This is a genomic window from Prevotella sp. tc2-28 (assembly GCF_900107705.1).
Taxonomy (GTDB): domain Bacteria; phylum Bacteroidota; class Bacteroidia; order Bacteroidales; family Bacteroidaceae; genus Prevotella.
In genome coordinates, this window is the sequence record NZ_FNRE01000018.1 from 26,045 (window position 1) to 51,862 (window position 25,818).

At 54.6% G+C, this 25,818-nt stretch carries 13 protein-coding genes; 5 read left to right on the forward strand and 8 right to left on the reverse strand.

Annotated elements, in window-relative coordinates:
- Nucleotides 1-78 precede the first annotated feature (78 nt).
- The 4 genes from BLU47_RS13265 to BLU47_RS13280 form a co-directional block, all read right to left on the reverse strand.
- The gene (locus BLU47_RS13265; protein ID WP_091963792.1) at nucleotides 79-2,904 is read right to left on the reverse strand and encodes a M16 family metallopeptidase; all 2,826 of its coding nucleotides are present in this window, start codon (nucleotides 2,902-2,904) and stop codon (nucleotides 79-81) included.
- Between the two features lie 512 nt (nucleotides 2,905-3,416).
- The gene (locus BLU47_RS13270; protein ID WP_091963795.1) at nucleotides 3,417-5,108 is read right to left on the reverse strand and encodes a BACON domain-containing protein; all 1,692 of its coding nucleotides are present in this window, start codon (nucleotides 5,106-5,108) and stop codon (nucleotides 3,417-3,419) included.
- An 18-nt stretch (nucleotides 5,109-5,126) separates the two neighbouring features.
- Nucleotides 5,127-8,435: a TonB-dependent receptor gene (locus tag BLU47_RS13275; protein WP_091963799.1), complete on the reverse strand. Its 3,309-nt coding sequence runs from the start codon at nucleotides 8,433-8,435 to the stop codon at nucleotides 5,127-5,129.
- A 79-nt stretch (nucleotides 8,436-8,514) separates the two neighbouring features.
- Complete coding sequence (locus BLU47_RS13280) at nucleotides 8,515-10,242, reverse strand: Na/Pi cotransporter family protein (protein ID WP_091963804.1); 1,728 nt, start codon at nucleotides 10,240-10,242, stop codon at nucleotides 8,515-8,517.
- Between the two features lie 82 nt (nucleotides 10,243-10,324).
- On the opposite strand from BLU47_RS13280, the gene BLU47_RS13285 reads away from it, so the two are divergent.
- The 3 genes from BLU47_RS13285 (at nucleotide 10,325) to BLU47_RS13295 (ending at nucleotide 15,022) form a co-directional block, all read left to right on the forward strand.
- Nucleotides 10,325-11,986 carry a nucleoside kinase gene (locus tag BLU47_RS13285; protein WP_091963807.1) on the forward strand — a complete coding sequence of 554 codons (1,662 nt, stop codon included), beginning with the start codon at nucleotides 10,325-10,327 and terminating at the stop codon, nucleotides 11,984-11,986.
- A gap of 149 nt (nucleotides 11,987-12,135) precedes the next feature.
- On the forward strand, nucleotides 12,136-13,983 hold the full coding sequence (locus tag BLU47_RS13290; protein WP_091963811.1) for a 2-oxoacid:acceptor oxidoreductase subunit alpha: 1,848 nt from the start codon (nucleotides 12,136-12,138) through the stop codon (nucleotides 13,981-13,983).
- A 34-nt stretch (nucleotides 13,984-14,017) separates the two neighbouring features.
- On the forward strand, nucleotides 14,018-15,022 hold the full coding sequence (locus tag BLU47_RS13295; protein WP_091963814.1) for a 2-oxoacid:ferredoxin oxidoreductase subunit beta: 1,005 nt from the start codon (nucleotides 14,018-14,020) through the stop codon (nucleotides 15,020-15,022).
- 182 nt (nucleotides 15,023-15,204) lie between these two features.
- On the opposite strand, the gene BLU47_RS13300 is transcribed toward BLU47_RS13295, so the two are convergent.
- A complete protein-coding gene (locus BLU47_RS13300) occupies nucleotides 15,205-17,409 on the reverse strand; it encodes a S8 family serine peptidase (RefSeq protein ID WP_091963817.1) in 2,205 nt (734 codons plus the stop codon).
- A gap of 179 nt (nucleotides 17,410-17,588) precedes the next feature.
- On the opposite strand from BLU47_RS13300, the gene BLU47_RS13305 reads away from it, so the two are divergent.
- Complete coding sequence (locus BLU47_RS13305) at nucleotides 17,589-19,142, forward strand: S28 family serine protease (RefSeq protein ID WP_091963820.1); 1,554 nt, start codon at nucleotides 17,589-17,591, stop codon at nucleotides 19,140-19,142.
- Between the two features lie 16 nt (nucleotides 19,143-19,158).
- Complete coding sequence (locus BLU47_RS13310) at nucleotides 19,159-20,664, forward strand: SLC13 family permease (protein ID WP_091963823.1); 1,506 nt, start codon at nucleotides 19,159-19,161, stop codon at nucleotides 20,662-20,664.
- Here the strand turns inward: BLU47_RS13310 and BLU47_RS13315 are convergent.
- The 3 genes from BLU47_RS13315 to BLU47_RS13325 all read right to left on the reverse strand — a co-directional run bounded on the left by BLU47_RS13315 (nucleotide 20,661) and on the right by BLU47_RS13325 (nucleotide 25,817).
- The gene (locus BLU47_RS13315; RefSeq protein ID WP_091963826.1) at nucleotides 20,661-22,322 is read right to left on the reverse strand and encodes a glycoside hydrolase family 43 protein; all 1,662 of its coding nucleotides are present in this window, start codon (nucleotides 22,320-22,322) and stop codon (nucleotides 20,661-20,663) included. The genes BLU47_RS13310 and BLU47_RS13315 overlap by 4 nt on opposite strands.
- A gap of 71 nt (nucleotides 22,323-22,393) precedes the next feature.
- Entirely contained in the window at nucleotides 22,394-23,842 is a 1,449-nt protein-coding gene (locus BLU47_RS13320) for a family 43 glycosylhydrolase (RefSeq protein ID WP_369796992.1), read from the reverse strand.
- A 4-nt stretch (nucleotides 23,843-23,846) separates the two neighbouring features.
- Entirely contained in the window at nucleotides 23,847-25,817 is a 1,971-nt protein-coding gene (locus BLU47_RS13325; protein ID WP_091963834.1) for a family 43 glycosylhydrolase, read from the reverse strand.
- Between the last annotated feature and the right edge of the window lies 1 nt (nucleotide 25,818).

Consider the following 25,818-nt stretch of genomic DNA (forward strand, 5'->3'; position numbering starts at 1 on the left):
AGTTTTTGCCAAACAACAAAATAAAACGGCTTGTTTCCATTAGGAGCAAGCCGTTTTACCTTTATTATATGTCTTCTGCTATTTAGCCTCGGGAGTCATGATTACCTCAACGTGGTTACCACTCTTCAGGAGCTGGTTGAGGAAGTCGCGGACGGAGTCGACGGTCAGCGCCTCAACAGTCTTCTTATAGTCAGTATAGAAGTCAAGACCATACTCCTTGTAGGTGGTGATGGTGTTAATCCAATAGCTGTTCTTCTTGGCATCGATGTCGGCCTGCTTCAGCATGAAGTCCTTCACCTTCTGCAACTGGTCGGCATCTACCTTCTTGGTCATGCTCTGGATACCCTCGTGGAGCAGGCGTACAGCCAACTCAGACTTGTCAGGATTCATCGGGCAGTAAGCCATCAGCATGGCCTTGGGCTGCTTGGAGCCCGTGTTGAAGTAGCCGGCGGCTCCGCAAGAGTAGGCAGCGCTCTCGTCCTCACGGATGGTCTTCAGGTAAATCATAGAGAGCACCTGACCTACAGCATCCAGCTTCACGTTGTTCTCGAGTGTGTAAGGCATCTCGGCGTACCACATCTCACGGGCGGTAGCCTTGGGCGACTCGGTCTTCACTTTGAACTGGTTAACCACCTCACCCTTGGCTAGGGTGATGCACTCCTTGAAGTCCCCAGCCTTCTTCTTGGCAGCGGGCAGCGAGGCGATGTACTGCTCGATGAGCGGACGGATGGTCTGCTCGTCGAAGTTACCTGCGATGACGAAGGTGAACTGTCCTGCATTCTGGAAGCGCTCCTTGGCAATCTCGAGGATGCGGTCGTAGTTGATGTCCTTCAGGTCCTCCAACTGCGGATTGCTGAAGCGCGGATTATGAGCATAGGTTGTGGTAGCCACTGAGTCAGAGAACACGGCATCTGGCGACAGCGACTTGTTCTTCAGCGCCATGTCGAGCTGAGTCATCAGGTTCTGGAACTGCTTCTCGTCCTTCTTCACGTTGGTGAAGTAGAGGTATGACATCTGGAACATTGTCTCCAGGTCCTTCGGAGTTGAGTGAGCGGAGAGATACTGACGGGTGTTGGCCAGCGAGATGTCGGCGTTTACTTCCTTGCCAGCCAGTGCCTTCTGCAGTTCTGTGCTTGAGAAGTTGCCCAGTCCGCTCATGCCGATGGCAGTGTCGAACACCTTGAGGTTGGTGTAGTCAGCTGCGCCATAGAGCGACTTGCCACCCTTTGAGAAGGCTTGCATCTGCACCTCATCGTCCTTGAAGTCGGTCTTCTTCAGGATAACGGTGGCACCGTTGGACAGTGTCAGCTCCTTATAACCGAAGGTCTTGTTCTCAGTCTCCTTCGTAATCTTACCCTTCTTAATCTTGGCAGCGTCCAGCAGCGGCTCGTCCTTCACATTGTCGACGTAAGCCTCCAGTTTCTCGGCACGTGCTGCAGCGATGGCAGCGGCCATGTCTTTCTCGGTCGGGTGTACCTTGCCCTCCTTGTCCTGTGCCATGATCATGACAACCAGGTTGCTGTCCGTCGGGCTGATGAGTTCAGGCAGCATCTGGTTGATGGCCTGTACGGGGATGTTGGGTGCAATCTGCTGCATGGTCTGATAGAGGATGTCCAATGGTGGGATAGGCTCGTTGGTCAGATAGTGGTCGCGATAGGCATTGCCGAACTCGTCGTTCTTGCGCTTGTCGCGGTTGGTGTAGCGCTTCTCCAGGCTGCTCAGGTAGTCGGCTTTGGCACGCTCGTACTCTGTTGCGGTGAATCCGAACTCACGTGCACGCTTGGCCTCGCGGTAGAGCACCTTCAGTGTCTCCATCTCCTTGCCCTCCTTGGGGATACCGATCAGCTCGAAGCAGTCCTTGGTGCTTGAGAGCAGGTACTGGCTGTCGTCGGCAAATCCCTGGAAGAAGGGGCAGGCGGCGTCCTGCGTCATTTCCGACAGGCGCTGGTTGATCATCTGCGAGATGACGTTGACGGCATAGTCCTGGATGAGGTAAGCCATGCTGGCCTTCTCCTCGGGCTTGGTGGCCTCGTGCTTCATCATGACGAAGACGTTGGCCATCTGCATCTCCTTGTCGGTCTCGTAGACATAGATGGCTTCCTTGTTGTCGGGCACGGCCTCTGGCACTACCTTGGGAGCCTTGGGGTCGACCTTGATACCGGCGAAGAGTTCCTTGATCTTGGCCTCCATGTGGTCTACGTCGACGTCGCCCACGACGATGATGGCCTGGTTGTCGGGACGATACCATTTCTGGTAGTAGGCGCGGAGTGTCTGGGGCTTGAAGCTGTCGATGACGGACATCAGGCCGATGGGCAGGCGCACGCCATACTTGGAGCCGGGATATACCTTGGGCAGGGCACGCTGGATCATGCGCTGCGAGGGTCCTTCGCCCAGTCGCCACTCGTTGTGGACGACGTCGCGCTCCTTGTCAATCTCGTCGGGCTCGAGGGCGAGGCCGTTCGACCAGTCTTTCAGGATGAGCAGACAGGAGTCGAGGGCTGTGGCGCGCTTGGTGGGCACGTTGCAGACGCGGTAGACGGTCTGGTCGATTGAGGTGTAGGCGTTCAGGTCGCTGCCGAACTCGACGCCCAGCGAGCGGGTGAACTCGATAATGCCGTTGCCCTTGAAGTGCTCAGAGCCGTTGAAGGCCATGTGCTCCAGGAAGTGGGCCAGTCCGCGCTGCGACTCGTCCTCGTTGATAGAGCCTACGCGCTGGGCGATGTAGAAGTTGGCCACGTGTTCGGGATACTCGTTGTGACGGATGTAATACGTCAGTCCGTTGTCCAGTTTGCCGATGCGCACGGCAGGGTCAACGGGGATGGGCGGCAACTGCATGGGTTGAGCCACCATAGCTGTCGTGCCGAGCAACATCAGCGCAGCTACAAAGATTTTTCTCAGTTTCATTGTCGTATTATTAGTTAGTTGGATAATAAAAAAATACATGCTTTCGACGCACAAAGGTACGTAAAAACTACACGCGTTGTAATAAATCGTTCTGATTATTAATATTTTTTATCATTCAAACGTATCAACGGCACCTTCGATGGGGGGTGTCATCATGGTCCTGCGCGGCACCTTGTTTTTATTTTCTCCGTGGACTTTTACGCAGAAGTCCGTGGAGTTTTCAGCCGAAGTCCGTGGAGTTTTCAGCCGAAGTCCGTGGACTTTTCCATCAAAGTCCGTGGACTTTTACGCAGAAGTCCGTGGAGTTTTCAGCCGAAGTCCGTGGAGTTTTCAGCCGAAGTCCGTGGACTTTTCCATCAAAGTCCGTGGACTTTTCCGCAGAAGTCCGTGGACTTTTCAACAAAAGTCCGTGGACTTTTGCATCGAAGTCCGCGGACATTATTTTCAAATAAAAAAAAGATGCCCCGGCTAATGCCGAGACACCTTATTAAATATATATAAAGAGTAGTTTGTTATTCGGTCTTACCGTTCAGCGAGTAGACGTAGGCGGCACCCTTGCCCTGCGTTTCGCGCGTGTTGTTGTACTTAGTCAGCGGACCGTAGATGACAACCACGTCGCCCACCTTGATCTGCGGGTCGGCCTCGGTCCACTTGCGACCGCCCAGGTAGTTCACCTGGTAAGCCTCGAAATCCTTCAGGTAGTCGCCTGCCTTCTTGCCGTCGCTGGAAATCCAGAAGGAACCGTTGCCGTAACCGGGGTCGAAACCGGTCTTCACCAACTCCGACACGATACCCTTCACGTAGACAGCGTCCTTACCGCCGCCGTCGACGTAGGCAATGGCCTGTTCAGGGGTGAACGGATTGTTCTTCGTGCCGGGGTCGTTGGACGCCTTCTTGATGGAGTATACGTAAACGCTGCCTGAGAACTCGGGAGTCTCCTTGCCGGTCTTGTCCTTGTAGTACACCAGCTTACCGGTGATGACCACCTCGTCGCCGACACCAATCTGACCCTCAGCCGTGAACTTCTGGTTGTCGAGGAAGTAGGAGCGGAAGACGGTGACGAAGTTCTCGTCGTTGCCGTTGTCCGAGATGTTGAAGGTGGCATTGCCGTACGAACCGGTGTCAACGCTGGAGATGGACGAGATAACACCCTTGGCGAAGTAGATGACGCCGTCCGTGGTGTTGCCGATGGCCTTACACTTGGCGACAGCCTCGGCCACGGTGAACGGATCCTCAGGATTCTCACCGTGAGGCAGCACGTTGGCGGCCTGCTTGATGGTGAAGTTAACGCTCGACGAGCTCTTCTCGTTGCTGCAAGTGAAGGAAACCACGGCGGAACGGCCCTTGCCCTCGTTGGCGTCGACGGCGAACTTGACGTAGGCGGTGTCGGCAGGATTCGGCGTGACAGCGGTCACCGTACCCTTGACAACGGTCATGTTCTTATAGCGAACCCAGTTGCAGTCGTCGGGGATGCCGGGAGCGAGATTGCCCTTGAATGCCAGCTTCACGGTCAGGTCGCCACCTTCCTTCGCGATTTCCGGAGTCTTCGCCGGTGCGACAATCTTAACCAGCGACTTCTCAATCTTCACGACGGTGACGTCAACCAGCTCTACCGTGCCGTTATAAGTCTTCTTCGGACCTTCCACGGTCACCACGTCGCCTGCCTCAATGCCCAGGCTGAGGAAGTTCTTGGTGGCACCCTTGGCGTCAAGCGTACCGTAGATGTATATCTCGCCGGTCTCATCCTTCAGATACCAGTTGCCATAGGTGTCGTTGGCTATCGTCGTCACAGTACCCTTCACGCGGAATGTCTTACCGTCGGCGCCTTCAATCACCTGCTTACAATTTGCCAGCTCGGCAACGTTCTTGCCTTGCAGGATATTGATTTCCTGGACGCTCGAACCGCTAACCAGCTTGATGGTTGCACTCTTGGCACTGGCGGCCTTAGCGGCTGTCAGCGTGACTTTGCTCTCACCGGAGCTGCCTGTGGCCGGCGCTATCGTCAGCCAGTCGGGAACATTCTGGAATGCCCAGTCTGAAGAGGCATTCACCGTAAGCTCAGTAGAACTGCCGTCAAGAGAGAAAGCCAGGTAGGACGAAGACACACGGAGATTGCCCAGATAAGAACGCTCAAAGTTCTCGGAACATCCTACCAGCATGGCGAAAACTGCCAGCAAAGACGGAATAAAATATTTCAGTTTCATAAATCTGCCTTTCTTTAATTAGTTGAAGATATACTTAATACCGATAGAGGCATACCAGCACTGACCAATGGTGTGGCTGGGCTTCCATGTCTGCGTGTTGCCATTGACGGCCGACGGCGTAGAGAAGGTGGCATAACCCTGAGCGTCCACGCCCTCGTACTTCAGAATCTTACCGCCGTTCAGGTCGGGATTCATGTACTTGGCAACACCCCAGCTTGAGTTGAAGAAGTTCAGCACGTTCTTCATGTCGAAGCTCAGCTGCAAGGTGTGGTGAGTCTTGCCGATATTCAGGTTGAAGTCGTGCTTGTAGCTGAAGTCCAGACGGTGAACCCAAGGGGAATATACGCTGTAAGCCTCAGCATACTCGCCCTGATGCTTGCTCAGATAGTCGTCGTTGTGCACGAAGTCCATGAAGCGCTGCTTGTCATCCTCTGAAACAAAGCGGAACTCGTTGTTGGCTACCTGCAGGTCCGTTGGTACATACACCAGGTCATAGACGTTGCCGTCACCGTTCATGTCGTTAGCCATCATGTACGAGTAGTTGCCGTCACCACGCCACGTCTCATACACCAGTGAGTAGTGGTTGTTGGCCTTGTCGTGAATGGTGGCGCTGGCAATGATACGGTCTGGGGTCACAAACTGCGAGTTGTGCAAGCCCAGGAAGTTAGGACCGTCAACAGAGGGGATGTAAGAGAAGGCTGACGAGGCGTTAGAGCCTGGCATACCGGTCAGCTCTTTCTGCACGGTATGTGTGTAGGCTGCCATCAGGCTCATCCACTCGAACGGCTGCGCATTCAGAGTCACGTTGGCTGTGAATCCGTAGCCCTTGCTGGTATTCTCCAGCACGTAGGCATTAGGCATACCAACCACCTTGCCGTCTGCTCTGGTATAGGTCAGCTTATAGTCCTGATAGATGGCACGACTGTCAGCACCGTTCAGACGGGCATAGCCACCCACGTCGCGCAAGCTCCAGTCGGAAATGCACACTCCGTTGACGGTCTTGTTGAAGATACCCTCAACAGTAACAGAGAACGGGAACGATACGGGAATCTGATAGTCTACAGCCAAGGAGGTCTTCCATACCTGAGGCATCTTGAAGTCGGAGGCAATACCGTTCACCGTACCTGATGCTGTACCGTCTTCCGGCGTGATGCTATACGGACCGAGGCCATTGTCTACGATGTAGCTTCTCAAGGCTTCGATGCTGGGATAGCCATTGCCATCCACCTTCATGCCGCCGGCAAACTGTGACATATCGGTCTTCGTGCCGCTGCTTCCTGTGGCGTTCCATACACCTACCAACTGATACATGTTGGCATTCGAAGGCATGTTAGTGAAGAACACGAGGGGCAGACGACCCAGGAAGAGTCCGGAACCTCCGCGCACCTTCAGGCTCTTGTCACCGAACACATCCCATGTAAAACCAACACGGGGTGAGAATGACATGGCATTGGAAGGCCACTTACCGGTATCAACACGCTTGCCGTTATAGTCGAGTGCCAGAATAGCATTGTTGGTCATCAGGTCCTTGTCCTTGAAGAACAGGCCGTCAAGACGAAGGCCATAGGTCAGCTTGAACTTGTTGCTAACGCGCCAGTCGTCCTGTGCATAGATACCCAACTGGTTGAAGTTGACATTACAGCTGGGATTCTCAACACCGTTATAGCCATAAGTCAGGGCAACAACAGATGGTGCTGCATCGGAGAAGAAGTCTTTCATACTCTCATAACGGTAATATCCCGTACCGTTACGCATATAGTGGTTCTCGGCTTTCTGGTATTCATAGCTCAGACCACCGGTGATGGTATGGCTGCCCAGATAGTAGGTCACGTCGTCCTTGATGTTCAGCACGTTGTTGTTGACAGCGTTGTGCCATGTGAACAACTCATAACCCAGTGAGATGTAGTTGCCGCCATCGCCGTCCAGGATATCAACGAACGGGAAAGGCCTCGAGTTAGAGTCGCGTTCCTGGTCATTCTTAGAATAAGTGACCAGCAACTGGTTAGACAGATTATCCGTCAGACGGCTGTTCAGATCGAAGGCGAACGTCTTCACATAATAATTTGTCTTGTACATAGAATTAGAGAACGACATTGCATAGAGCGACGTTCTGCTGTAAGGCAGCGTACCACCGTTTACCGACATTGACGGACCTGTCCAGTCGGTGCTCTTGGTGTAGTTGTAACGCAGTGCCAGATGATGTCTGTCGGTGATGTTCCAGTCTAAGCGAGCCAGCAACTTGTAGGTCTCGGTATCGCCCGACCAGTCGGTGTAAGAACCGGTATCATAGCCGTACTTGTTCTTGACGAATGCAGAAACGGCATCCATATCTGCTGTGGAAACACGTGACTGATAGTTCTCTGCATCATATTTTCCTCCCTCAGAAGCACGCCAGCGGTTGATAATGGCAGGTGATTTCACCATTTCACCGCTTCCGAAGAAGAACAGCTTGTTCTTGATAATCGGACCGCCAAAGGTGAAACCATAGGTCGTTGTCTTGCTGCGCTCACGGGCACCGGCAATCTGCTCTCTGTCGACAGCATCACCCTGCATGTTCTCATTCTTATGGTAGATATAGGCAGTACCCTTGAAGGTGTTGGTACCCGACTTCGTGATGGCGTTCACACCACCACCGATGAAGTTGGTCTGACGAACGTCAAACGGCGAAACGACAACCTGCAACTCCTCGATAGCATCGATAGAGATAGGGTTACCATTACCTGGCAACTTATCTGACAGACCGAAGTTGTTATTGAAGTTGGCACCGTCAACCGTGAAATTGGTCATCTTACCGTTACCTCCGGCAAAGCCCATGCTGCCACCGCCACCTGAGCCGTAAGGAGAAAGGCGTACCACATCTGTAATGGTACGGTTCACCGTAGGCAGGTTCGTAATCATCGCATTGTTGATGTTGGTAGAAGCACCGGTCTTTTCTGCAGCAAACTTGGAAGCCTTACCGCTGACAACCACTTCTGACAACTGGTTGGCATCTTCCGACAACCAGACGTCCAGGTTGAAGGTCTCAGCAAGCTCCAAGGTGATACCCGTCATTGTCTTCGGCTGGTAGCCAATGTACGAAACCGTCACCTCGTAAGGGCCACCGGTACGCATTCCTTGGATGGTAAAGTTACCCGTAGTGTTGGTAACCGCCGTGTAACGCGTACCAGAAGGTGCGTGTACCGCAACGACTGTTGCACCAATAACTTCCTCGCCTTTGGCATCGTCGAAAGTCACCTTACCGGCCATGCTCGAAGTCGTGATTTGTGCCATGATGGTCAGCGTTGATGTCAACATCAGAACCACCAGAAACAGCATTCTTTTTTTCATAGAATTGAAAGCTTTATAATTAATTAATGTGAATTTGGCTGCAAAAGTAACTAAAAAAAATCAAACCTACGTTATAAAATCAGAAAAACTTACCTTTGTCGTACATCTTTTTATCGTGTCCCATTCGTGCCTCAACGACATTTACTACGTAGTCGCCCAATTTTTCACACTCGTTGATGATATCCATGTATATCGTTCCGACAGCATAGGTATAGGCATGGTTGTTGATGTCGTTGATGTTTTGTGACTTCAGCTGATTACGGTAGTTGTTGATTTCGTGCTCGATATTGAACGAGCGATTCACATCGTAGGCTTCCTTACGGCCGCCCATCAAGGCATTCATCTGACTAAGGGCCTGGTCGGTCAGTTCCATCATCTGATGGATATGCTCATACTGTTTCTCGTTGAAATGGTCTTGTTTGCCCTGTACCTTGCGGTTAATCGTACGGGCGATGTGGTAGCAGGAGTCACCGATGGACTCCAGTTCCGATATCTCACGGAGCATGGCGCGTATCTTCGCCTTCGTATCGTCCGACAAGTGGGCATCGCTCACCTGGTCCAAATACTTGGCAATCTCTATTTCCATATTGTCGGAAATGCCCTCATATTTCTCGATGCGGGCGTACTGCTGGGCGAACTGCTGCTCGTTCTTTTCCGTCAGCAGTTCGCGCACCATGCCGAACATGCGTTGCATGCGGTTGGAGAACGAACGGATTTCCTTCTGTGCCTCCAGCACGGAGAGCTCCGGGGTTTTCATGATACCCGACTGGATGAAGTGCAGACGGAATTCCTCTTCTTCGTCCACACTCTTGGGCTGAACGACCCAACAGACAAAGCGCTCTATATACTGCGCAAATCCTATCAGCAACAGGGTGTTCGCCACATTGAAGGACGTATGGAAGGCTGCCAGCACCACTGCCGTATGAAGGGCAAAGCCGGGGTCTGTGTACGACATCTGCGGGTCGTAGTCCACCAATTGGCATACCAGTCCGAAGAAAGGTCTGAGCAAGATCAGCGCCCATGTCACGCCCACGGCATTTACCACAAAGTGGGCAAAGGCCGCCCGTCGTGCCTGTACGTTGGCGGTAGCAGCGGCAATATTGGCAGTAATGGTGGTACCCACATTCTGCCCCAGCACCAGCATGATGCCCGGTTCGATGTGGAGCACACCTGTAGCACAAAGTGTCATCGTCATCGCCATGATAGCGGCCGACGACTGTGCGCAGAGCGTCAGCGTGATACCTATCAGGAGGAAGAACAGCGAGTTCCAGAAATGCGTCTCGTTAAGTCCTTCGAATGACTGGATGAGTGCTGCATGGGCCACTTTATCCTCCATCAGTCCGAACCCCGTACTTGTCAGCGTGCTCAGTCCCAGGAAGAGGAAAGCCAGTCCGAACAAGAAATCTCCCATGGTGCGCCGGCTCTTCATGTATATCAGCACGATGCCCAGGAAGAAAGCAGGATAGATAACCACCGCCATGTTGAAGGCGAATCCCAATGACATCATCCACGCCGTGATGGTCGTACCGATATGGGCACCCATGATGACGGCCACAGCCTGCAACAGCGTGAGCAGTCCGGCATTGACAAACGAGACTGTCATCAGTGCCGTTGCCGTCGAACTCTGTACGGTAGCGGTGACTATGATACCGGCTATCATGCTTGTAAAACGATTGGAAGTCATGGTTGCCAGCACATGACGTAACTGCGGACCTGCCATCTTCTGCAACGCCTCGCTCATCGACTTCATGCCGAACATCAGCAGCGCCAGCGACCCCAAGAGTCGGAAAATCACCCAAAAAGACATAGCATCTGTATTTTTTTTATACTTAAAAAGTTATTTATCCGAGATTATTCGTATATTTGCACCAACTAAAAACTAATGTTTTATGGAACAACAAGTCATAATCCGCTGCAAAAATAACAAAAAAACTCTAAAAGTAGCTATTGGCAGCACACTTTCTGATATTTTTTCCCAATCTGGCCTGGAAATGGACTACGGCCCTATCAATGCCAAGGTGAACAACAAGGTTGAAGGAATGCACTATCGCGTCTACAACCAAAAGGACGTTGAATTCCTCGACCTGCACGATGCTTCCGCTGTCCGTACCTATACGCGGACGCTCTTCTTCGTGCTGAACAAGGCGGCTCACGACCTTTGGCCCGACTGTACCGTCATCATCGATATTCCCGTCAGCAACGGCTACTACGTCGACTTGCGACTGGACCGTCCCGTCACACCCGACGACGTCAATGCTCTTCGCAGCCGCATGCAGCAAATCATCGACGCCAACATTCCTATCCACCGCCACGAGACCACCACGGAGGAGGCCATCCGCATGTTCACCGAGTCGCGTTCTTTCTCCAAGGTCAAGCTGCTCGAGGGCATCGGGTCACTCTATACAACCTTCTACGACATTGACGGCTACCTGGACTATTACTACGGTGCCCTGCTCACGTCTACCGGACAAGTCACGCTCTTCGGCCTGGAGTACTACTACGACAGCGTACTGCTGCGCATCCCGTCGCAGGAAGACCCATCCAAGCTTGGAGCCTTTGTGCGCCAGGACAAGATGTTTGAAATCTTCAAGGAGCACCATCGCTGGCAAAGCATCCTCGGCATGCGCACCGTAGGCGACCTGAACCGCGCCATCACTGAGGGACATACCAACCAGCTCATCCAAATCAGTGAAGCCTTGCAGGAGAAGAAAATCTCCCAGATTGCCGACCAGATAGCACACCAGAAGGGCATTAAGCTGGTGCTCATCGCCGGACCCTCATCCAGCGGAAAGACCACGACCTGCAAACGACTCAGCGTGCAGCTGGCCGTCAATGGCATCAAGCCTGTCGGCATCTCGCTCGACGACTATTTCCTGAACCGCGAGGATACCCCACGCGACGAAAGCGGCGACTATGACTTCGAACACCTGCACGCCCTGAACATCCCCCTGCTCAACGAACAGCTCAACGCCCTCTTCCGCGGCGACGAAGTGGAACTTCCCCGCTACAATTTCCAGAAAGGCACGAGCGAGTGGAGCGGCAAACGACTGAAATTGAAAGGCAACGAGGTGCTGGTCGTTGAAGGCATCCACGCCCTCAACCCCGAGCTGACTGCCGACATTCCCAACGAACAGGTCTTCCGCGTCTATGCGTCAGCACTGACCACCATCCTGCTCGACAACCACAACTACATCCCCACCACCGACAACCGACTGCTGCGCCGCATCATCCGCGACCACAAGTACCGTGGCGTTTCCGCCCAGGAGACCATCCGCCGGTGGCCTTCCGTCCGCAAGGGTGAGAATCGCTGGATATTCCCCTTCCAGGAAAATGCCGACGCCATGTTCAATTCCGCCATGCTCTTCGAACTGGCCGTCATCAAGCGACAGGCCGACCCGCTGCTTGAACAAGTGCCGGAGAACTGTCCTGAGTATGCAGAAGCCTACCGGCTGCGCAAGTTCCTCAAATACATCAAACCCATCTCCGAAGACCAGATACCGCCCACATCCCTGCTTCGCGAATTCTTGGGCGGCTCGTCGTTCGAGTACTAAGCACCCACTCTTTTTCCTGTATAAAAATGCAAGAACGGAATAATAATACAGCCCGTTCTTGCATTTTTATCGTTTTTTATTTGGTTATTACATTGAAAATTACGACCTTTGCAATCGTTTTTCAAAAACTCATACATATTAGATATATTATGGCTGAAAAATTAGAAGCAAAAGAACTGGAACAGGTTGTTGTCCGGTTCTCTGGTGACTCCGGCGACGGTATGCAGTTGGCCGGAAACATCTTTTCTACGGTATCAGCTACCGTAGGTAACGGTATCTCAACATTCCCCGACTATCCTGCCGACATCCGCGCCCCGCAAGGCTCGCTGACGGGTGTCTCAGGTTTCCAGGTACACATCGGTGCCGGCAAGGTATACACGCCGGGCGACCTGTGTGACGTGCTGGTGGCTATGAATGCTGCAGCGTTGAAGACGCAGCTGAAGTATGCCAAGCCGCAGGCTACCATCATCATCGACACCGACTCCTTCGGTCCCAAGGACCTCGAGAAGGCACAATTCCAGAGCGACGACTACCTGGGTGAACTGGGTGTCGACCCCGACCGCGTCATCCAGTGCCCGCTGACCACGATGGTCAAGGACTGTCTGGCTGACACCGGCATGGACAACAAGGCCATCCTCAAGTGCCGTAACATGTTTGCCCTCGGTCTGGTTTGCTGGTTGTTCGACCGCGACCTGTCGCTGGTGGCCAACTTCCTGAAAGAGAAATTTGCCAAGAAGCCTGCCATTGCCGAGAACAATATCAAGGTGGTACAGGCTGGTTACGACTACGGACACAACACCCACTCCTCGGCTGTCAACGTCTATCGCATCGAGTCGAAGCACAAGGAGCCTGGCCGTTATATGGACATCACCGGTAACAAGGCAACAGCTTACGGTTTCATTGCTGCTGCCGAGAAAGCCGGTCTGAAGCTTTACCTGGGTTCCTACCCCATCACCCCTGCTACCGACGTGCTCCACGAGTTGTCGAAGCACAAGTCGCTGGGTGTGACCACCGTTCAGTGTGAAGACGAGATCAGCGGTGCAGCCTCTGCCCTCGGTGCCTCGTTTGCCGGTGCACTGGCCGTCACTTCCACCTCTGGTCCTGGCATCTGCCTGAAGTCGGAGGCCATGAACCTGGCCGTCATCATGGAACTGCCCCTGGTCATCCTCGACGTACAGCGCGGCGGTCCTGCCACGGGTCTGCCCACCAAGTCGGAACAGACCGACCTGCTGCAGGTGCTCTTCGGCCGCAACGGTGAGAGTCCCATGCCCGTGCTGGCAGCCACCAGTCCTGCCGACTGCTTCGATGCTGCCTACCAGGCTTGTAAGATAGCCCTTGAGCACATGACACCCGTCGTGCTGCTCACCGATGCCTATATCGCCAACGGCTCCGGTGCGTTTAAGTTGCCGGAGATAGCCAAGTTGGATGCCATCCAGCCTCCTTATGTTCCTGAGGAACTGAAAGGCAAGTGGACTCCCTATATGCGCGCCGAGAACGGTACCCGCTACTGGGCCGTACCGGGTCGCGAGGGCTTCACCCACATCCTGGGTGGTTTGGAGAAGGACTCCGAGACGGGTGCTATCTCGACCAATCCCGAGAACCACGACCTGATGACGCGTCTGCGCCAGCAGAAGATTGCCAACATCCAGGTGCCCGACCTCGAAGTAGAGGGCGACGTACAGGATGCCGACCTGCTGGTCGTTGGCTTCGGTTCTACCTATGGCCACCTGCACTCTGCCATGGACGAGCTCCGTCAGAAGGGTTACAAGGTTGCCCAGACACAGTTCAAGTTCCTGAACCCGCTGCCTAAGAACACCGCCGAGGTCTTGAAGAAGTACAAGAAGGTGGTTGTGGCCGAACAGAACATGGGTCAGCTGGCTGCCTATCTCCGCATGAAGGTCGACGGCCTCGTTCCCTACCAGTTCAATCAGGTCAAAGGTCAACCGTTCGTGGTAGAAGAGTTAGTGAACGCATTCGAAGACATCTTGAAAAAGTGAATAGTGAAAAGTGAATAGTGAAAAGAAAAGAGATATGAGTTACACAGCACAAGATTTCAAGAAAGGCCAGCCACGTTGGTGTCCCGGTTGCGGTGACCACTTCTTCCTGGCATCATTCCATAAAGCATTAGCAGAAATCGGCGTAGCCCCCGAGGATACCGCCGTTATCTCAGGTATCGGCTGTTCAAGTCGTCTGCCCCACTATATGGCCACCTACGGCATGAACACCATCCACGGACGTGCCGCAGCCATTGCCACGGGCGCTAAGGTTGCCAACCCCAACCTGACCGTATGGCAGGTCAGCGGCGACGGCGACGGACTGGCTATCGGTGGTAACCACTTCATCCACGCCAACCGCCGTAACATCAACCTCAACATGATTCTGCTCAACAACCGCATCTACGGACTGACCAAGGGACAGTACTCGCCCACCTCACCCCGCGGCTTCGTCTCCAAGTCAAGCCCCTACGGCACGGTGGAAGACCCCTTCCGTCCCGCTGAGCTGTGCTTCGGTGCCCGCGGACATTTCTTCGCACGCGCCGTTGCCACCGATGCCCAGGGCACCGTCGACATCCTGAAGGCTGCCTACCAGCACAAGGGTGCTGCCGTCTGCGAGATTCTGCAGAACTGCGTCATCTTCAATGATGGCACCCACGAGGCCGTATATAATAAGGAGGGCCGCAAGAAGAACGCCATCTACGTCCGTCACGGCGAGAAACTGGTGTTCGGCGAGAACAATGAGTTCGGACTCGTACAGGAGGGCTTCGGACTGAAGATCGTGGAGATTGGCAAGGACGGCTATACGCTCGACGACGTACTGGTGCACGATGCCCACTGCGAGGACAACACCCTTCAGCTGAAGCTCGCCCTGATGGGCAACGGCGACGGATTCCCCGTGGCCCTCGGTGTCATCCGCGACGTCGACGCTCCCACCTACGACGAGGCCGTCAGCGCCCAGATTGCCGAGGTCAGCGCCCAGAAGAAGTACCACAACTTCGCTGAACTGCTGGAGACCAACGACACCTGGGAGGTGAAGTAAAAACGACCATACAATAATAAAGCCCCCGCAACTGCGAGGGCTTTTTTGTGTTTAGTCGGCCAGCGACTGGTTGAGTGCGTCGTCGATGACCTCGGGTCCTGCGGCCTCGATGGTGTAGAAGTATTGTCTGCAGTCTTTGCGACGGTTGTCGGAAGCACTGCATCTATCACGGGGGCTGTCTTTTACTTATTCACGTATTTCTTGCCACGATAGATGACCAGTCCGCGGGTGTTCCTGCTGACGCGCTGGCCCATCATGTTGTAGGCGGGAGCGTTGTCGTCAGTCGGTATGGCGGCCTCGACAGTGTCGATGCCCGTGCTGGCGAGAATCTTCTTCAGGCCAGCCACGGCGTCAATGAGTCCGTAGCCCGCCTGCTGGATGTCCTTCGAGGGGCACTGGTCTGCCGTCACCGTCATGCAGGTCTCCCGCATCACGTCCTTGATTCTGTTCACCGTGAGTGTGTTGTCGGCCTCCATCCACAGTGCCACGATGCCTGCGGCGTGGGGACATGACATCGAGGTACCGTTCATGGCACCATACCAGTATTTCCTGCCTACGCCCTCTATCTGTTGCGTTTCAGGCACCAGGAAGGAACAAATTTGCGAATTTAAGAGAACATTGGGCACATCGCCATCGAAGCTCGTGATGTCGTACGCGTTGTAGGCAGAGAGGACCATCTGTCCGGGAGCCAGCACCGTGGGACGAGCCTTGCCGTTGTCGTCGGCGATACAGTAGGACGAGAAGTCGCTGACGTCGCCAATCCTCGGGGCTTTTCCTGTCACCTTCGATTCCTGCAGATAGGCGACGCCACCTGCCGGTGCCTGATAGTATTCCCACTGTGTGCGGCTGACGGTGCTGCCCACGCTGATGACGGCGTCGTCGCATACGTAGGTGTTGATGGAGAAGTTGTTGACACCCTCGGTATAGCCTTGATTGGCCAATGCAGCAGGCACGAAGAAGTTGCGCTCCCTTGCATTCTCGTCGTCATTGATCAGCTTGATGGTCTGTCCCTGATTGCCCTTGACGAAGATGGCCAGTCGCTCATAGGGGTCTTTCAGCACGGATTTTGTCCTGTAGGTAGCCTTGTAAACCACTGCCGTCGCACCGCTTGCCGTGGGATAGTTGTTGATTTTCGTCAGTTCGATGGTGCATGGTTTCGGATTCATGACGTCGCCGTCGGTCATCTTGCCCGTCAGGTCGTCAGTCACGGCACCCGTCTTGGTATTCACAATCTTGATTTCTGCCGTGAAGTCCTTGCCGTCGGCAGCGTAGGCAATGAAATCGATGCTACCGTATTCGGGCATGTCGCCGATGACGGGGTCCAGGTTCTTTATTTCATTGTCGCAGCCCATGATGGCTTTCAGCTGATAGCCGTCGCTGCCCGGTGCGCCCAGCGTCTGGACGATGCCGCCCCACATGCAGGCGGAGTTGCTGGAAGATACGAGCACAGCCCTACCTTCCGCGGTGCCGTCCTTGGTGACTTCCTTGATGGCCTTTGCCACCAGTGAGCTGCCGTCGTGGAGGTCAGTCTCCTTGCCCAGGCTGATACTGATGACGCAGGGCTTTTTCACCTCGTCGGCATACTCGGCGATGTACTTGATGCCCTGTGCGACATTCGATTCTGACATGGTATTATACAAACCTACTGCCACCATCTCCACCTCAGGGGCCACGCCTTGCAGCGAGTTGCCCTGTTCCGTACCGGCAGCAGTGGCCAGCGTGTGGGTGCCGTGTGACATTTGATTGAAGTCAGTAGTCAACGCCTTGATTTCTGCCGGTGTCGTGTATTTGGAGTTATTGCCGGCGTCGGTATGGAAAATCATCACGCGCTTGATGCGGTTGTTGTCCTGATAGTCCAGAAACGCCTTGTGGTTGAAGTCTATGCCGGTATCGACAACGCCCAGCACCACGCCCTTGCCGGTATAGGCCTTCGCCAGTCCCACGGTAGCGGCATTGGCGTCCACCGACAGTAAACCGGCTTTGGTCACCTCGCGCGCCTTGTCATTCATGAAGTGCACCAGTTCGTCGGCCTTGGCAAACTGTATCTCGTCGACATCCTCCAGTCGGGCAACCTTGTCGAGGGGTACCGACAGCACGGCGACATCATCTACCACGTAGCGCACCGTGATACCCATCTGTTCCAGTCGGCTCGTAGGACACTGTGCCCCTTTTTTCAGGTAAGCCTGGACGCTCACGGCTCTCACGCTGCCGGCCTCGTCGTAGTCCACGGCAATGCGGTCCTTCACGGCCTCGGCACCAGTCTGTATGCCCTGTGCACGTCGTTGTGCGGTTTCCACTGCCAGCCGAGTCAGTCGCTGGTCAACTTTCTGAGCCCCTGCCATGGTAGCGGTCAGCAAGGCCACCAAGAGTAAAAAATTTCTCATCATGTGTTTATTTCGTTTAATATTATCCCATCAGTCAGTTTGTTGCGTGCAAAATTACTTGATTATTATGAGAATTTCCCGTTTTGATGTTTTAATTTGTGTTAACACGCGAGCGGTATCATTTTTTTGTTATACCTTTGCCGCACTATTCAACGAAGGTACCAAGAAACGTTATAACCACAATGAAGAAAAAGAATTTATGGATGCTGGCTGCCATCCTGACTTGCGGCCTCATGCTTGACTCCTGCGCAAAGGAAGACGCACCTGCCGTCGCCCCCGTCCCCAGCGATATGCAGCAGAACACAAACAAGTTTGAAACCGATGTGCCCGCCATTTCCGGCGATGCCAAGGTGATTGCCGCACTGAAGCAGATTCCCGGCGTGACGGACATCAAGTGCTTCGAGCATGAAAGCGAGGACACGATGTACTACTTCAACTTCGAGCAGGACATCGACCACCGCAACCCCGCACTGGGCAAGTTCAAGCAGCAGGTGGTGCTGTTGTATAAAGGCAAGGACCACAACAACGTGCTGTACACCGAGGGCTATGCGCTGGCCGGCGACCCCGAGGTCAACTACAACCGCCTGGACAGCCTCGAACTGCCGGCTATCGTCGATATGTACGAGACCAACTACGTGGGCGTAGAGCATCGCTACCACGGATGGTCGCTGCCCCAGGGATTTACCAACGATTTCACATACCTGAGCACCTGGCAGCAGTCTACCGACCTGCACTGCATCGTTACGGCACTGAAGGCGTCAGGCCTCTTCGCCGGCAAATGGGTATCGACCGGCGTGAGCAAGTGCGGTGAGACCACAGCATACTACGCCTACCACTACCCCAACGAGATGGATGCCTACGTGCCCTACTGCGGTCCGTACCTGACATCGCTTGCCGACCCGCGCGTGGGTGATTTCGTGCTGGAACCGACCAGCATCAAGGCCGACATCGAGAAGGTGAAGACAGCCTACAGCTATGCCCTGAATAACAAGCCGTTGATGGACCAGCTGCTGTCACTCCTCGTCAAAGAATATGGCGAGAGAGCCGGAAAAACACGCGAGGACCAGACCGCCTCACTGGTGTCCACGCTCATCGGGAACCTGTTTAGCAAGGAGAGCCTCGTACACATCAGCCTGTGGAGAGACTGGATTCCCACCGAGAAGAGCTCGGCAGAGGAATTCATGAAATTCCTCATGGCAGACGAAAATACCAAATACAAGAACGAGAGCCAGCAGGAGATTGCAGCCCGCCACCGCATGAAGATGCGCGACATGGACCTGCAGACCACCTTCGGACAGTTCAGCCGCCGTGCTGCTCCCATCGCCAAATATGGCAACCGCTTCAAACCCTATAACGTGCAGAAATGTATCGACCTGGGTGACTACGTTTACTCCTACGCATGGTTCGAAGACCTGCTGGGTACCGAAAAGGTCAAGATGCTCAAGGATGCAACCATCGAATCCCCTGATAATTATGGCGTCACCTACGACAACGGCAAGTTCGTCAAGGAATTCCTGGAGGGCATGAAGACCACGCCGTGTAAGATACTCTTCGTTTTTGGCGGTTCCGATCCCTGGACGGGTGCTGCCATTTCCGACGACATCGTCAGCGCCAATGCCAACATCAGCAAGCTGATCGTATTCGAGGGAGTACACACCGACGTTACCACTCATTGGAACAAGGAAGACATACAGACACTGAAAAAATTCCTCGACCCCTATCTGAAAAAACAATAATCAACAACTAACTGACATGTTCAACAACTATAAAGGTTTCCACCTCGTACAGTCGTACCACGACTTACGACACATGCGGAAATACCATCCGTCAAACGCCTTCGTGCGCTTTATCAAGATTCTCATCGTCGCCATGGTCACCCTGACGCTCTGGAACATGCCTACCGAATGGTACGGCATACAGAACCTCACCGTCGTCCAACAGCGCATCATCGCCATCTTCGCCTTCGCCACCCTGATGTGGATACTGGAGATTGTCTCCTCGTGGGCCACGTCGGTAGGCATCATCGTGCTGATGCTGCTCTTCTGCACCGACAGCGGCATCGCCCCCATGGTGAAGGAAGAGGAGGTAGGACAGCTGCTGAGCTATAAAGGGGTGATGGCCACCTTTGCCGACCCCGTCATCATGCTGTTCATAGGCGGTTTCGTGCTCGCCATCGCAGCCACCAAGACCGGACTGGACGCCCAGCTGGCGAAAGTGCTGCTGCGCCCCTTCGGTACCAAGAGCGAGATGGTGCTGCTGGGCTTCCTGCTCGTCACCGGACTGTTCTCCATGTTCGTGTCGAACACCGCCACGGCAGCCATGATGCTGACCTTCCTCACCCCCGTGTTCCGCCAACTGCCTCCCGAAGGCAAGGGGCGCGTCGCACTGGCGATGTCAATCCCCGTGGCTGCCAACCTGGGCGGTATGGGAACACCTATCGGCACACCGCCTAACAATATCGCACTGAAATACCTGAACGACCCCGAGGGACTAAACCTCGGACTGGGCTTCGGACAGTGGATGATGTTCATGTTCCCGCTCGTCGTCGTCCTGCTGTTCATCAGCTGGCGCATCCTGCTGAAGATGTTCCCCTTCACCCAGAAGACCATCGAACTGAACATCGACGGCGAGATGAAGCGCGACGCACACTCGTACATCGTCATCGCCACCTTCATCCTGACCATCGTGCTGTGGCTCACCGACCGCTTCACAGGCATCAACGCCAACACGGTGGCTATGATTCCCTTCTGCATCTTCGCACTGACAGGTGTCATCAACAAGCGCGACCTGGAGCAAATCAACTGGAGTGTCATCTGGATGGTAGCTGGCGGTTTCGCACTGGGCTTCGGTCTCAACAAGTCTGGACTGGCGGAGAATGCCATCGAGAGCATCCCCTTCGGCGAGTTCTCTCCCGTACTCATCCTGTTGCTGGGCGGTGCTATCTGCTACCTGCTCTCCAACTTCATATCCAACTCAGCCACGGCAGCCCTGCTCATGCCTATCCTCGCGATTGTCTGCGGAGCCATGGGCGACAAGCTGGCACCCATCGGTGGCACACCCACCGTACTGATTGGCGTCGCCATCGCTGCCTCGAGTGCCATGATCCTGCCCATCTCCACACCGCCTAACGCACTGGCCTATGCTACCGGCTACGTGCAGCAGAAGGACATGTCGAAACTTGGCATCATCATGGGTGTCATCTCGATGGTGCTGGGATTCGGCCTCGTCTACATGATCGGGCTGATGAAGATTATTTAGGAGTTAAGAGGTGAGTATTCAAAGAAATCAAAGTCTACAGAACCGCCGAGGCGCTTGGTGGCGTAATTGAACAGGGCAAACTTGGAACCCATGAAGAAACGCTGCCAGTCGAAGCGCAACTTATAGTCGGAACCTAACTGCTCCCAGGACTCACCGTCAAGACTGTAGTGGAACGAGGCGATATCGCGCCCTACGTTGAAGTCGGCATCGATACGGAGCCATACCATAGGGCTGTTGAGCGCAACCTGTCTGACGACATGCTCGTCGACACGCTCGACAGCCTTTTCGCGTTGGGTCAACTTGACGGACTGCTCGCTGAACGAGAGCACCCATCGGCGCCCTTCCTTCTTGACACACAACACACCAGCGTCGCTGTTGAAAGCAGAGAAGCCGGCACAGTCGCCATCCTTCATCTTCGACAGGTCCATCTTCACAACACCACAGCACTGGGGACCCTCCATGCGCTGCGTCAGCGTATTGGGAGCCAGGAAGAGGTTGGGAACCACCCTACTGGTCTTCAGGCGCAGCCAGCCCGGACGCTCGGTGAGACTCCAGGCAGCATCCACCGGATTGTGGTTCCACTGCCAGTGCAAGCCCAGCTTAGCTCCGGAGAAGTCGTCACTGCAGACAATGTGGCGCTCGGGCTCTCCCGTCTTCACCACACGCATACGGTCGGGAACACGGCCTTCCTCATCGCCCAGCAGGGGCCATCCGTCAATCCAGCGACAAGGCATCAGCGTGGGAACACGGCCCACACCGCCACGGTCCTGGAAGATAATGGCATACCAGTCGCCATACTCACTGTCGACAATGGTACCTTGTCCGACATAGGGGAAACCGCCAAAGTCGGATTCCAGGATGACGTGCTTCTCATACGGTCCACGGATGTTGTCGGAACGGTAGCAGACCTCACGGCGGTGACGACCTGGGACACCCCATACCTGCGAGATCATCAACAGGTAGTAGCGCCCCTTGTACTTCAGCATGCGACTGCCCTCCAGAATGCCCGTTTCGTCAGCCTCACGCTTGAACAGCTGGTGGTGGGAGCCCTCGATGACGTCGGAGAGGTCTTGTTTCAGTTCCATCATCTCACCCGTACCATAGACCACATATACCCGGTCATCATCGTCGAAGAACAAAGAGCAGTCGTGGAAGTGGCGCATGCGCGACAGCAGCGTCCAAGGTCCCTCAGCGCGCTCAGCCGTATAGATATAGGTATTACCCATCGGACCCGCCTCGTTAGGTGCCAGAAGGGCATAGAAACGTCCGTTATGATACTTCAGCGACGTGGCCCACTGTCCGCGTCCGTAGGCTGTTCCCTCACGCAAGTCGTACTTAGGCGAGTCAGTCAAGCGGTCGAAGACGTAGCTGACGGTCTCCCAATTCTTCAAGTCACGCGAGCGCATGATGGGCGCACCCGGCATGAGGTGCATCGTGGTGCTGACCATATAATACGTGTCGCCTACGCGTATGACGTCAGGGTCGGGCACATCAGCCCACAGCATGGGATTGGGGGTATAAAAACCATCAGGGCCACTGGAACGCTTTCCAGCAGCCTCTGAAGTAACAAAACAAACTACTAATGATATTACTACTAAAACAAATCTATTAAATTCTGAAAAAAACTTTTTTCCTTTCGATGTTGCAAAGGTAGACATTCTTTTTGAATCAGCCATAATCATATGTTTCATGAATTTTGTTATTTGTATCATGCGTTTATTTTTTCCTATTATTGTACGAAATTCCACTTGGAATTGTCACTTTTTTCATCATATTCCGCCAGTGTCGGGGTGGAATCAGCAGCAGCATACAACACATAACGCGTGTTCAGATGCTCATCACCAGGCAGACGCTTGGGCATGATACGATAGGTGCCGTCGACAAGTTGCTCGATACGCCAAAGCTGTTCGTCGGTGCCGGTGAACGCAGGCAGCGTGACCAGTTCCTTGTCAGCAGTAGCCGCCAGCGTGCGGTTTGTTCCGGCAATGACAATCTGATAGTAAGGACCACCCAGATAACCACCGCCCTCAGCGACCGGCTTGATGGTCCATAGCTGATGCGGACGGAACATATAGTCGCTGCAACGCACGGGGATATCACCCTGGGGCCACGTACCCACCACGTCAGCCAGCGACTGGTTGGGAATGGACTTCAACGGTTTCGTCAGATCCATCTGCCAGAAGCGCTCACGTTCCTGAGGGATGCGTACAAAGTCGACAGCCAGTTCGAGTGAATAGCCGCGACGCTCCGACAGGATGGCCAGCGTACCACCCTGGAAGCGCCGTCCGGCAACAGGCCAGCCGTTGCGCCATAGCAAGGGACGGATGCCCAGCACACTGCGTCCGCTGCGATCGAAGTCGGCTTCATAGTGGCACGACATCACCTCCACACCCTCGTCGATAACCGTCCGTCCGAAATGACCTGGTCCGCAGACGCGGTCGCCTGCGGCAATCACCATCCTGCCTCCGCCATTAAGCATATCACGTCCTACGTTGTCTATATAGGGACCTTCCACCGTGCGCGAGCGCCCCACCACAATGTTATAGGTGGAGTTCACACCGTCGCAGCAGGTGCCGTGGGTGCCCAACAGATAATACCAGCCGTTCCTGTAGATGAGGTCGGAAGCCTCGCAGTCGATGGCGATGTCCTTCTCCACATTACCCTTCACGCGCTCCCCCGTCGTGGGGTCGAGTTCTATCAGGCGGATGCTGCCGAAGTAGGTGCCATAGGTAGCCCACAGGCGTCCCGTGGTGGGATCAAGCAACAGACTGGGGTCAATGGCATCGCAATCCTCCATGCCGTCGCTGGATGCAACCTCTATGGGAGTAGTAAAGTGGAAGTCAGGCGATTTCGGGTCGAGCGTCTTGTTCCACATGGTCAGGATGCGTCCGTTATGACCACCGAAGAGACCACCTCCCGTGGCACCGTATATAATAAGGTAGCGGTCGCCTATCTTCAGCACATCAGGAGCAGCACCGCCACCAGGACGCTCTGCCCCACTATGCCACGACCAGCCATCTTCGGAGATGAGTCCTCCCCCACCCGTTCCGAAGGTGTAGTATTTGCCTTCGCACGCGGCGATGGTCGAGGGGTCGTGAATATAAGGATTCCCTACCTGCGCATTGGAAGAGACGACATACAGGCAGAGCGCTATCAGAAATAGAACAGTTCGTTTCATCATCTTATCGGATTATAGTATAGTGAAGTACCGGATTTCCTTTCTCATCAATGAAGCGGACACAGAAGTCGCTCAGTCCAGGACCGTTGACCAGACAGAAGCGGAGCACGTTGCGCCCAGCCTTGAGTGTCAGGCGCGGTGACACACCATCGTCCTGCACCATGCGGCGGTCTCCGTCTAGCGTCAGCACGGGCTGGTTGTCGAGCCACCAGCAGGAAGCGCCATTGCTGCCTACAGCCAGTCGCACGTTCTGCAACTCCTGTGGACAGTCGATAACCGTCGTTCCCCAGAACAGCGAGTGATAGGGCTCGTTGCCTGTCAGTTCGGCAAAGCGGAATGCACGGACGTTGTAGGTCCGGCTGTCTATGGTATGCCATTTCCCCTTTTTCCAATTCACCTTAGGCCACTCCTTAGCCACCATGTCGTTCAGGTAGCTCTCCGTCAGCATGATATTGGAGCGCACCTCATAGTGAACAGGCTCCAACAAAGTCCAGCGGCGGATAAAGCCCTCAGCATCAGGAGCCAAAGGCGCAGCACCGGCAGACACTTCGCTGTAGTATTCCGGACGGTTGCGCAACTGCACCCAGTCGACATCCACCGCCTCGCCGTCGCAAGTCACCGTGATATCGGCAATGCCCTTGGGAAGGGCTGTCAACGGTGCCGTCAGCGTCAGCCACTGGTTGCTCTGGTCTCTGCGGAAACCGCCACGCTCCGTGATCACCGTCACGGGAATGCGGGCTATCTGCTTCTTACCTGCCGACAATATCATGCTGGTGTTAGCCTTCGCCCTCACCTGCACGACAGCATAGGCACCGGCACGAAGCGGCGCGTAGTCCACATCGTCATAGCGCACCTGACTGCCTTTGTGCGGCAGGGTGACAAACCATCCCTTGAAGCGGTTCAGCGTGTCGAGAGCGGCAATGGCAGTGCCCTCACTGGCTGCACTGTAGCGGTCTACCTCCATGCGAGCGGTAGCTTTCGTCGTTCCGACGCCGCGCAAGGTGGGCTTTACCTCTTGGATAGTACCGTCCTTACGGAACGTGACTCGTTCGATACATGCCGAACGACGTTTGTCCACCAATGGAGAATAATCGTTATGATGGTAGAAGAGATACCATTGTCCCTGATACTCCACGAAACTGTGGTGGTTGGTCCAGCAACTATCGGCATGCTCCGCCATGAAGACACCCTTGAAGTCCCAGGGTCCCAGCGGAGAGCGTGACATGGCATAGGCCAGCGTCTCCGTACCCTTTTCCTTGCGCACCCAGGGGAAGGTCAGGTAATACCAGTCGCCACGGCGGAAGGCAAAGGGACCTTCCTTGAAGCCGTCAGGCAGCCCTTGCATCTGCTGTCCACCCACCTGCATCGTGCCACCCTGCGGAAAGGTGACCGTCTCCAGCTCGCCATCCAGTTCCGTCATGTTGTCCTTCAGCCTGGCACCGCGGATGCCCATGCCACTCCAATAGAGATAAGCGGTGCCGTCGTTGTCGACAAGCACACAAGGGTCTATACCCATGACGCCACGGATGGGCTCTGCAGCTATCCGGAAGGGACCTGTGGGGGAGTCGGCAGTAGCCACGCCAATGGCAAAGCCTCGTCCGCTCTTCGGAGCATTGGGGAAGTAGAAGTAATACTTCCCACCCTTCTCCACACAGTCAGGAGCCCACATGGAGTAGGCATCAGGCTTGCCCCAAGGCACCTGTTCCTGCGACACGATGACACCATGGTCCTGCCAGTCAGTCAGGTTGTCTGACGAAAAGACGTGGTAGTCTGCCATACAGAACCACTCCGAAGCCTGATGACCTGCAATCTTCGACACGGAAGACGGTGCAGGAATGTCGTGCGACGGATAGAGATAGACACGGCCGTTGAAGACGCGTGCCGTCGGATCGGCGGTAAACTGATTCCTGACAATGGGATTCTGTGCAGATACCGACAGCGTCGCCACCGCCAATAGGGACAAGAGTATTCTCATC

Coding starts and splice junctions, on each gene's coding strand:
- BLU47_RS13275 (WP_091963799.1), bottom strand. CDS start 8,435: ATGAAAAAAAGAATGCTGTTTCTGGTGGTTCTGATGTTGACATCAACG.
- BLU47_RS13285 (WP_091963807.1), top strand. CDS start 10,325: ATGGAACAACAAGTCATAATCCGCTGCAAAAATAACAAAAAAACTCTA.
- BLU47_RS13270 (WP_091963795.1), bottom strand. CDS start 5,108: ATGAAACTGAAATATTTTATTCCGTCTTTGCTGGCAGTTTTCGCCATG.
- BLU47_RS13300 (WP_091963817.1), bottom strand. CDS start 17,409: ATGATGAGAAATTTTTTACTCTTGGTGGCCTTGCTGACCGCTACCATG.
- BLU47_RS13280 (WP_091963804.1), bottom strand. CDS start 10,242: ATGTCTTTTTGGGTGATTTTCCGACTCTTGGGGTCGCTGGCGCTGCTG.
- BLU47_RS13310 (WP_091963823.1), top strand. CDS start 19,159: ATGTTCAACAACTATAAAGGTTTCCACCTCGTACAGTCGTACCACGAC.
- BLU47_RS13290 (WP_091963811.1), top strand. CDS start 12,136: ATGGCTGAAAAATTAGAAGCAAAAGAACTGGAACAGGTTGTTGTCCGG.
- BLU47_RS13320 (WP_369796992.1), bottom strand. CDS start 23,842: ATGAAACGAACTGTTCTATTTCTGATAGCGCTCTGCCTGTATGTCGTC.
- BLU47_RS13305 (WP_091963820.1), top strand. CDS start 17,589: ATGAAGAAAAAGAATTTATGGATGCTGGCTGCCATCCTGACTTGCGGC.
- BLU47_RS13325 (WP_091963834.1), bottom strand. CDS start 25,817: ATGAGAATACTCTTGTCCCTATTGGCGGTGGCGACGCTGTCGGTATCT.
- BLU47_RS13265 (WP_091963792.1), bottom strand. CDS start 2,904: ATGAAACTGAGAAAAATCTTTGTAGCTGCGCTGATGTTGCTCGGCACG.
- BLU47_RS13295 (WP_091963814.1), top strand. CDS start 14,018: ATGAGTTACACAGCACAAGATTTCAAGAAAGGCCAGCCACGTTGGTGT.
- BLU47_RS13315 (WP_091963826.1), bottom strand. CDS start 22,322: ATGTCTACCTTTGCAACATCGAAAGGAAAAAAGTTTTTTTCAGAATTT.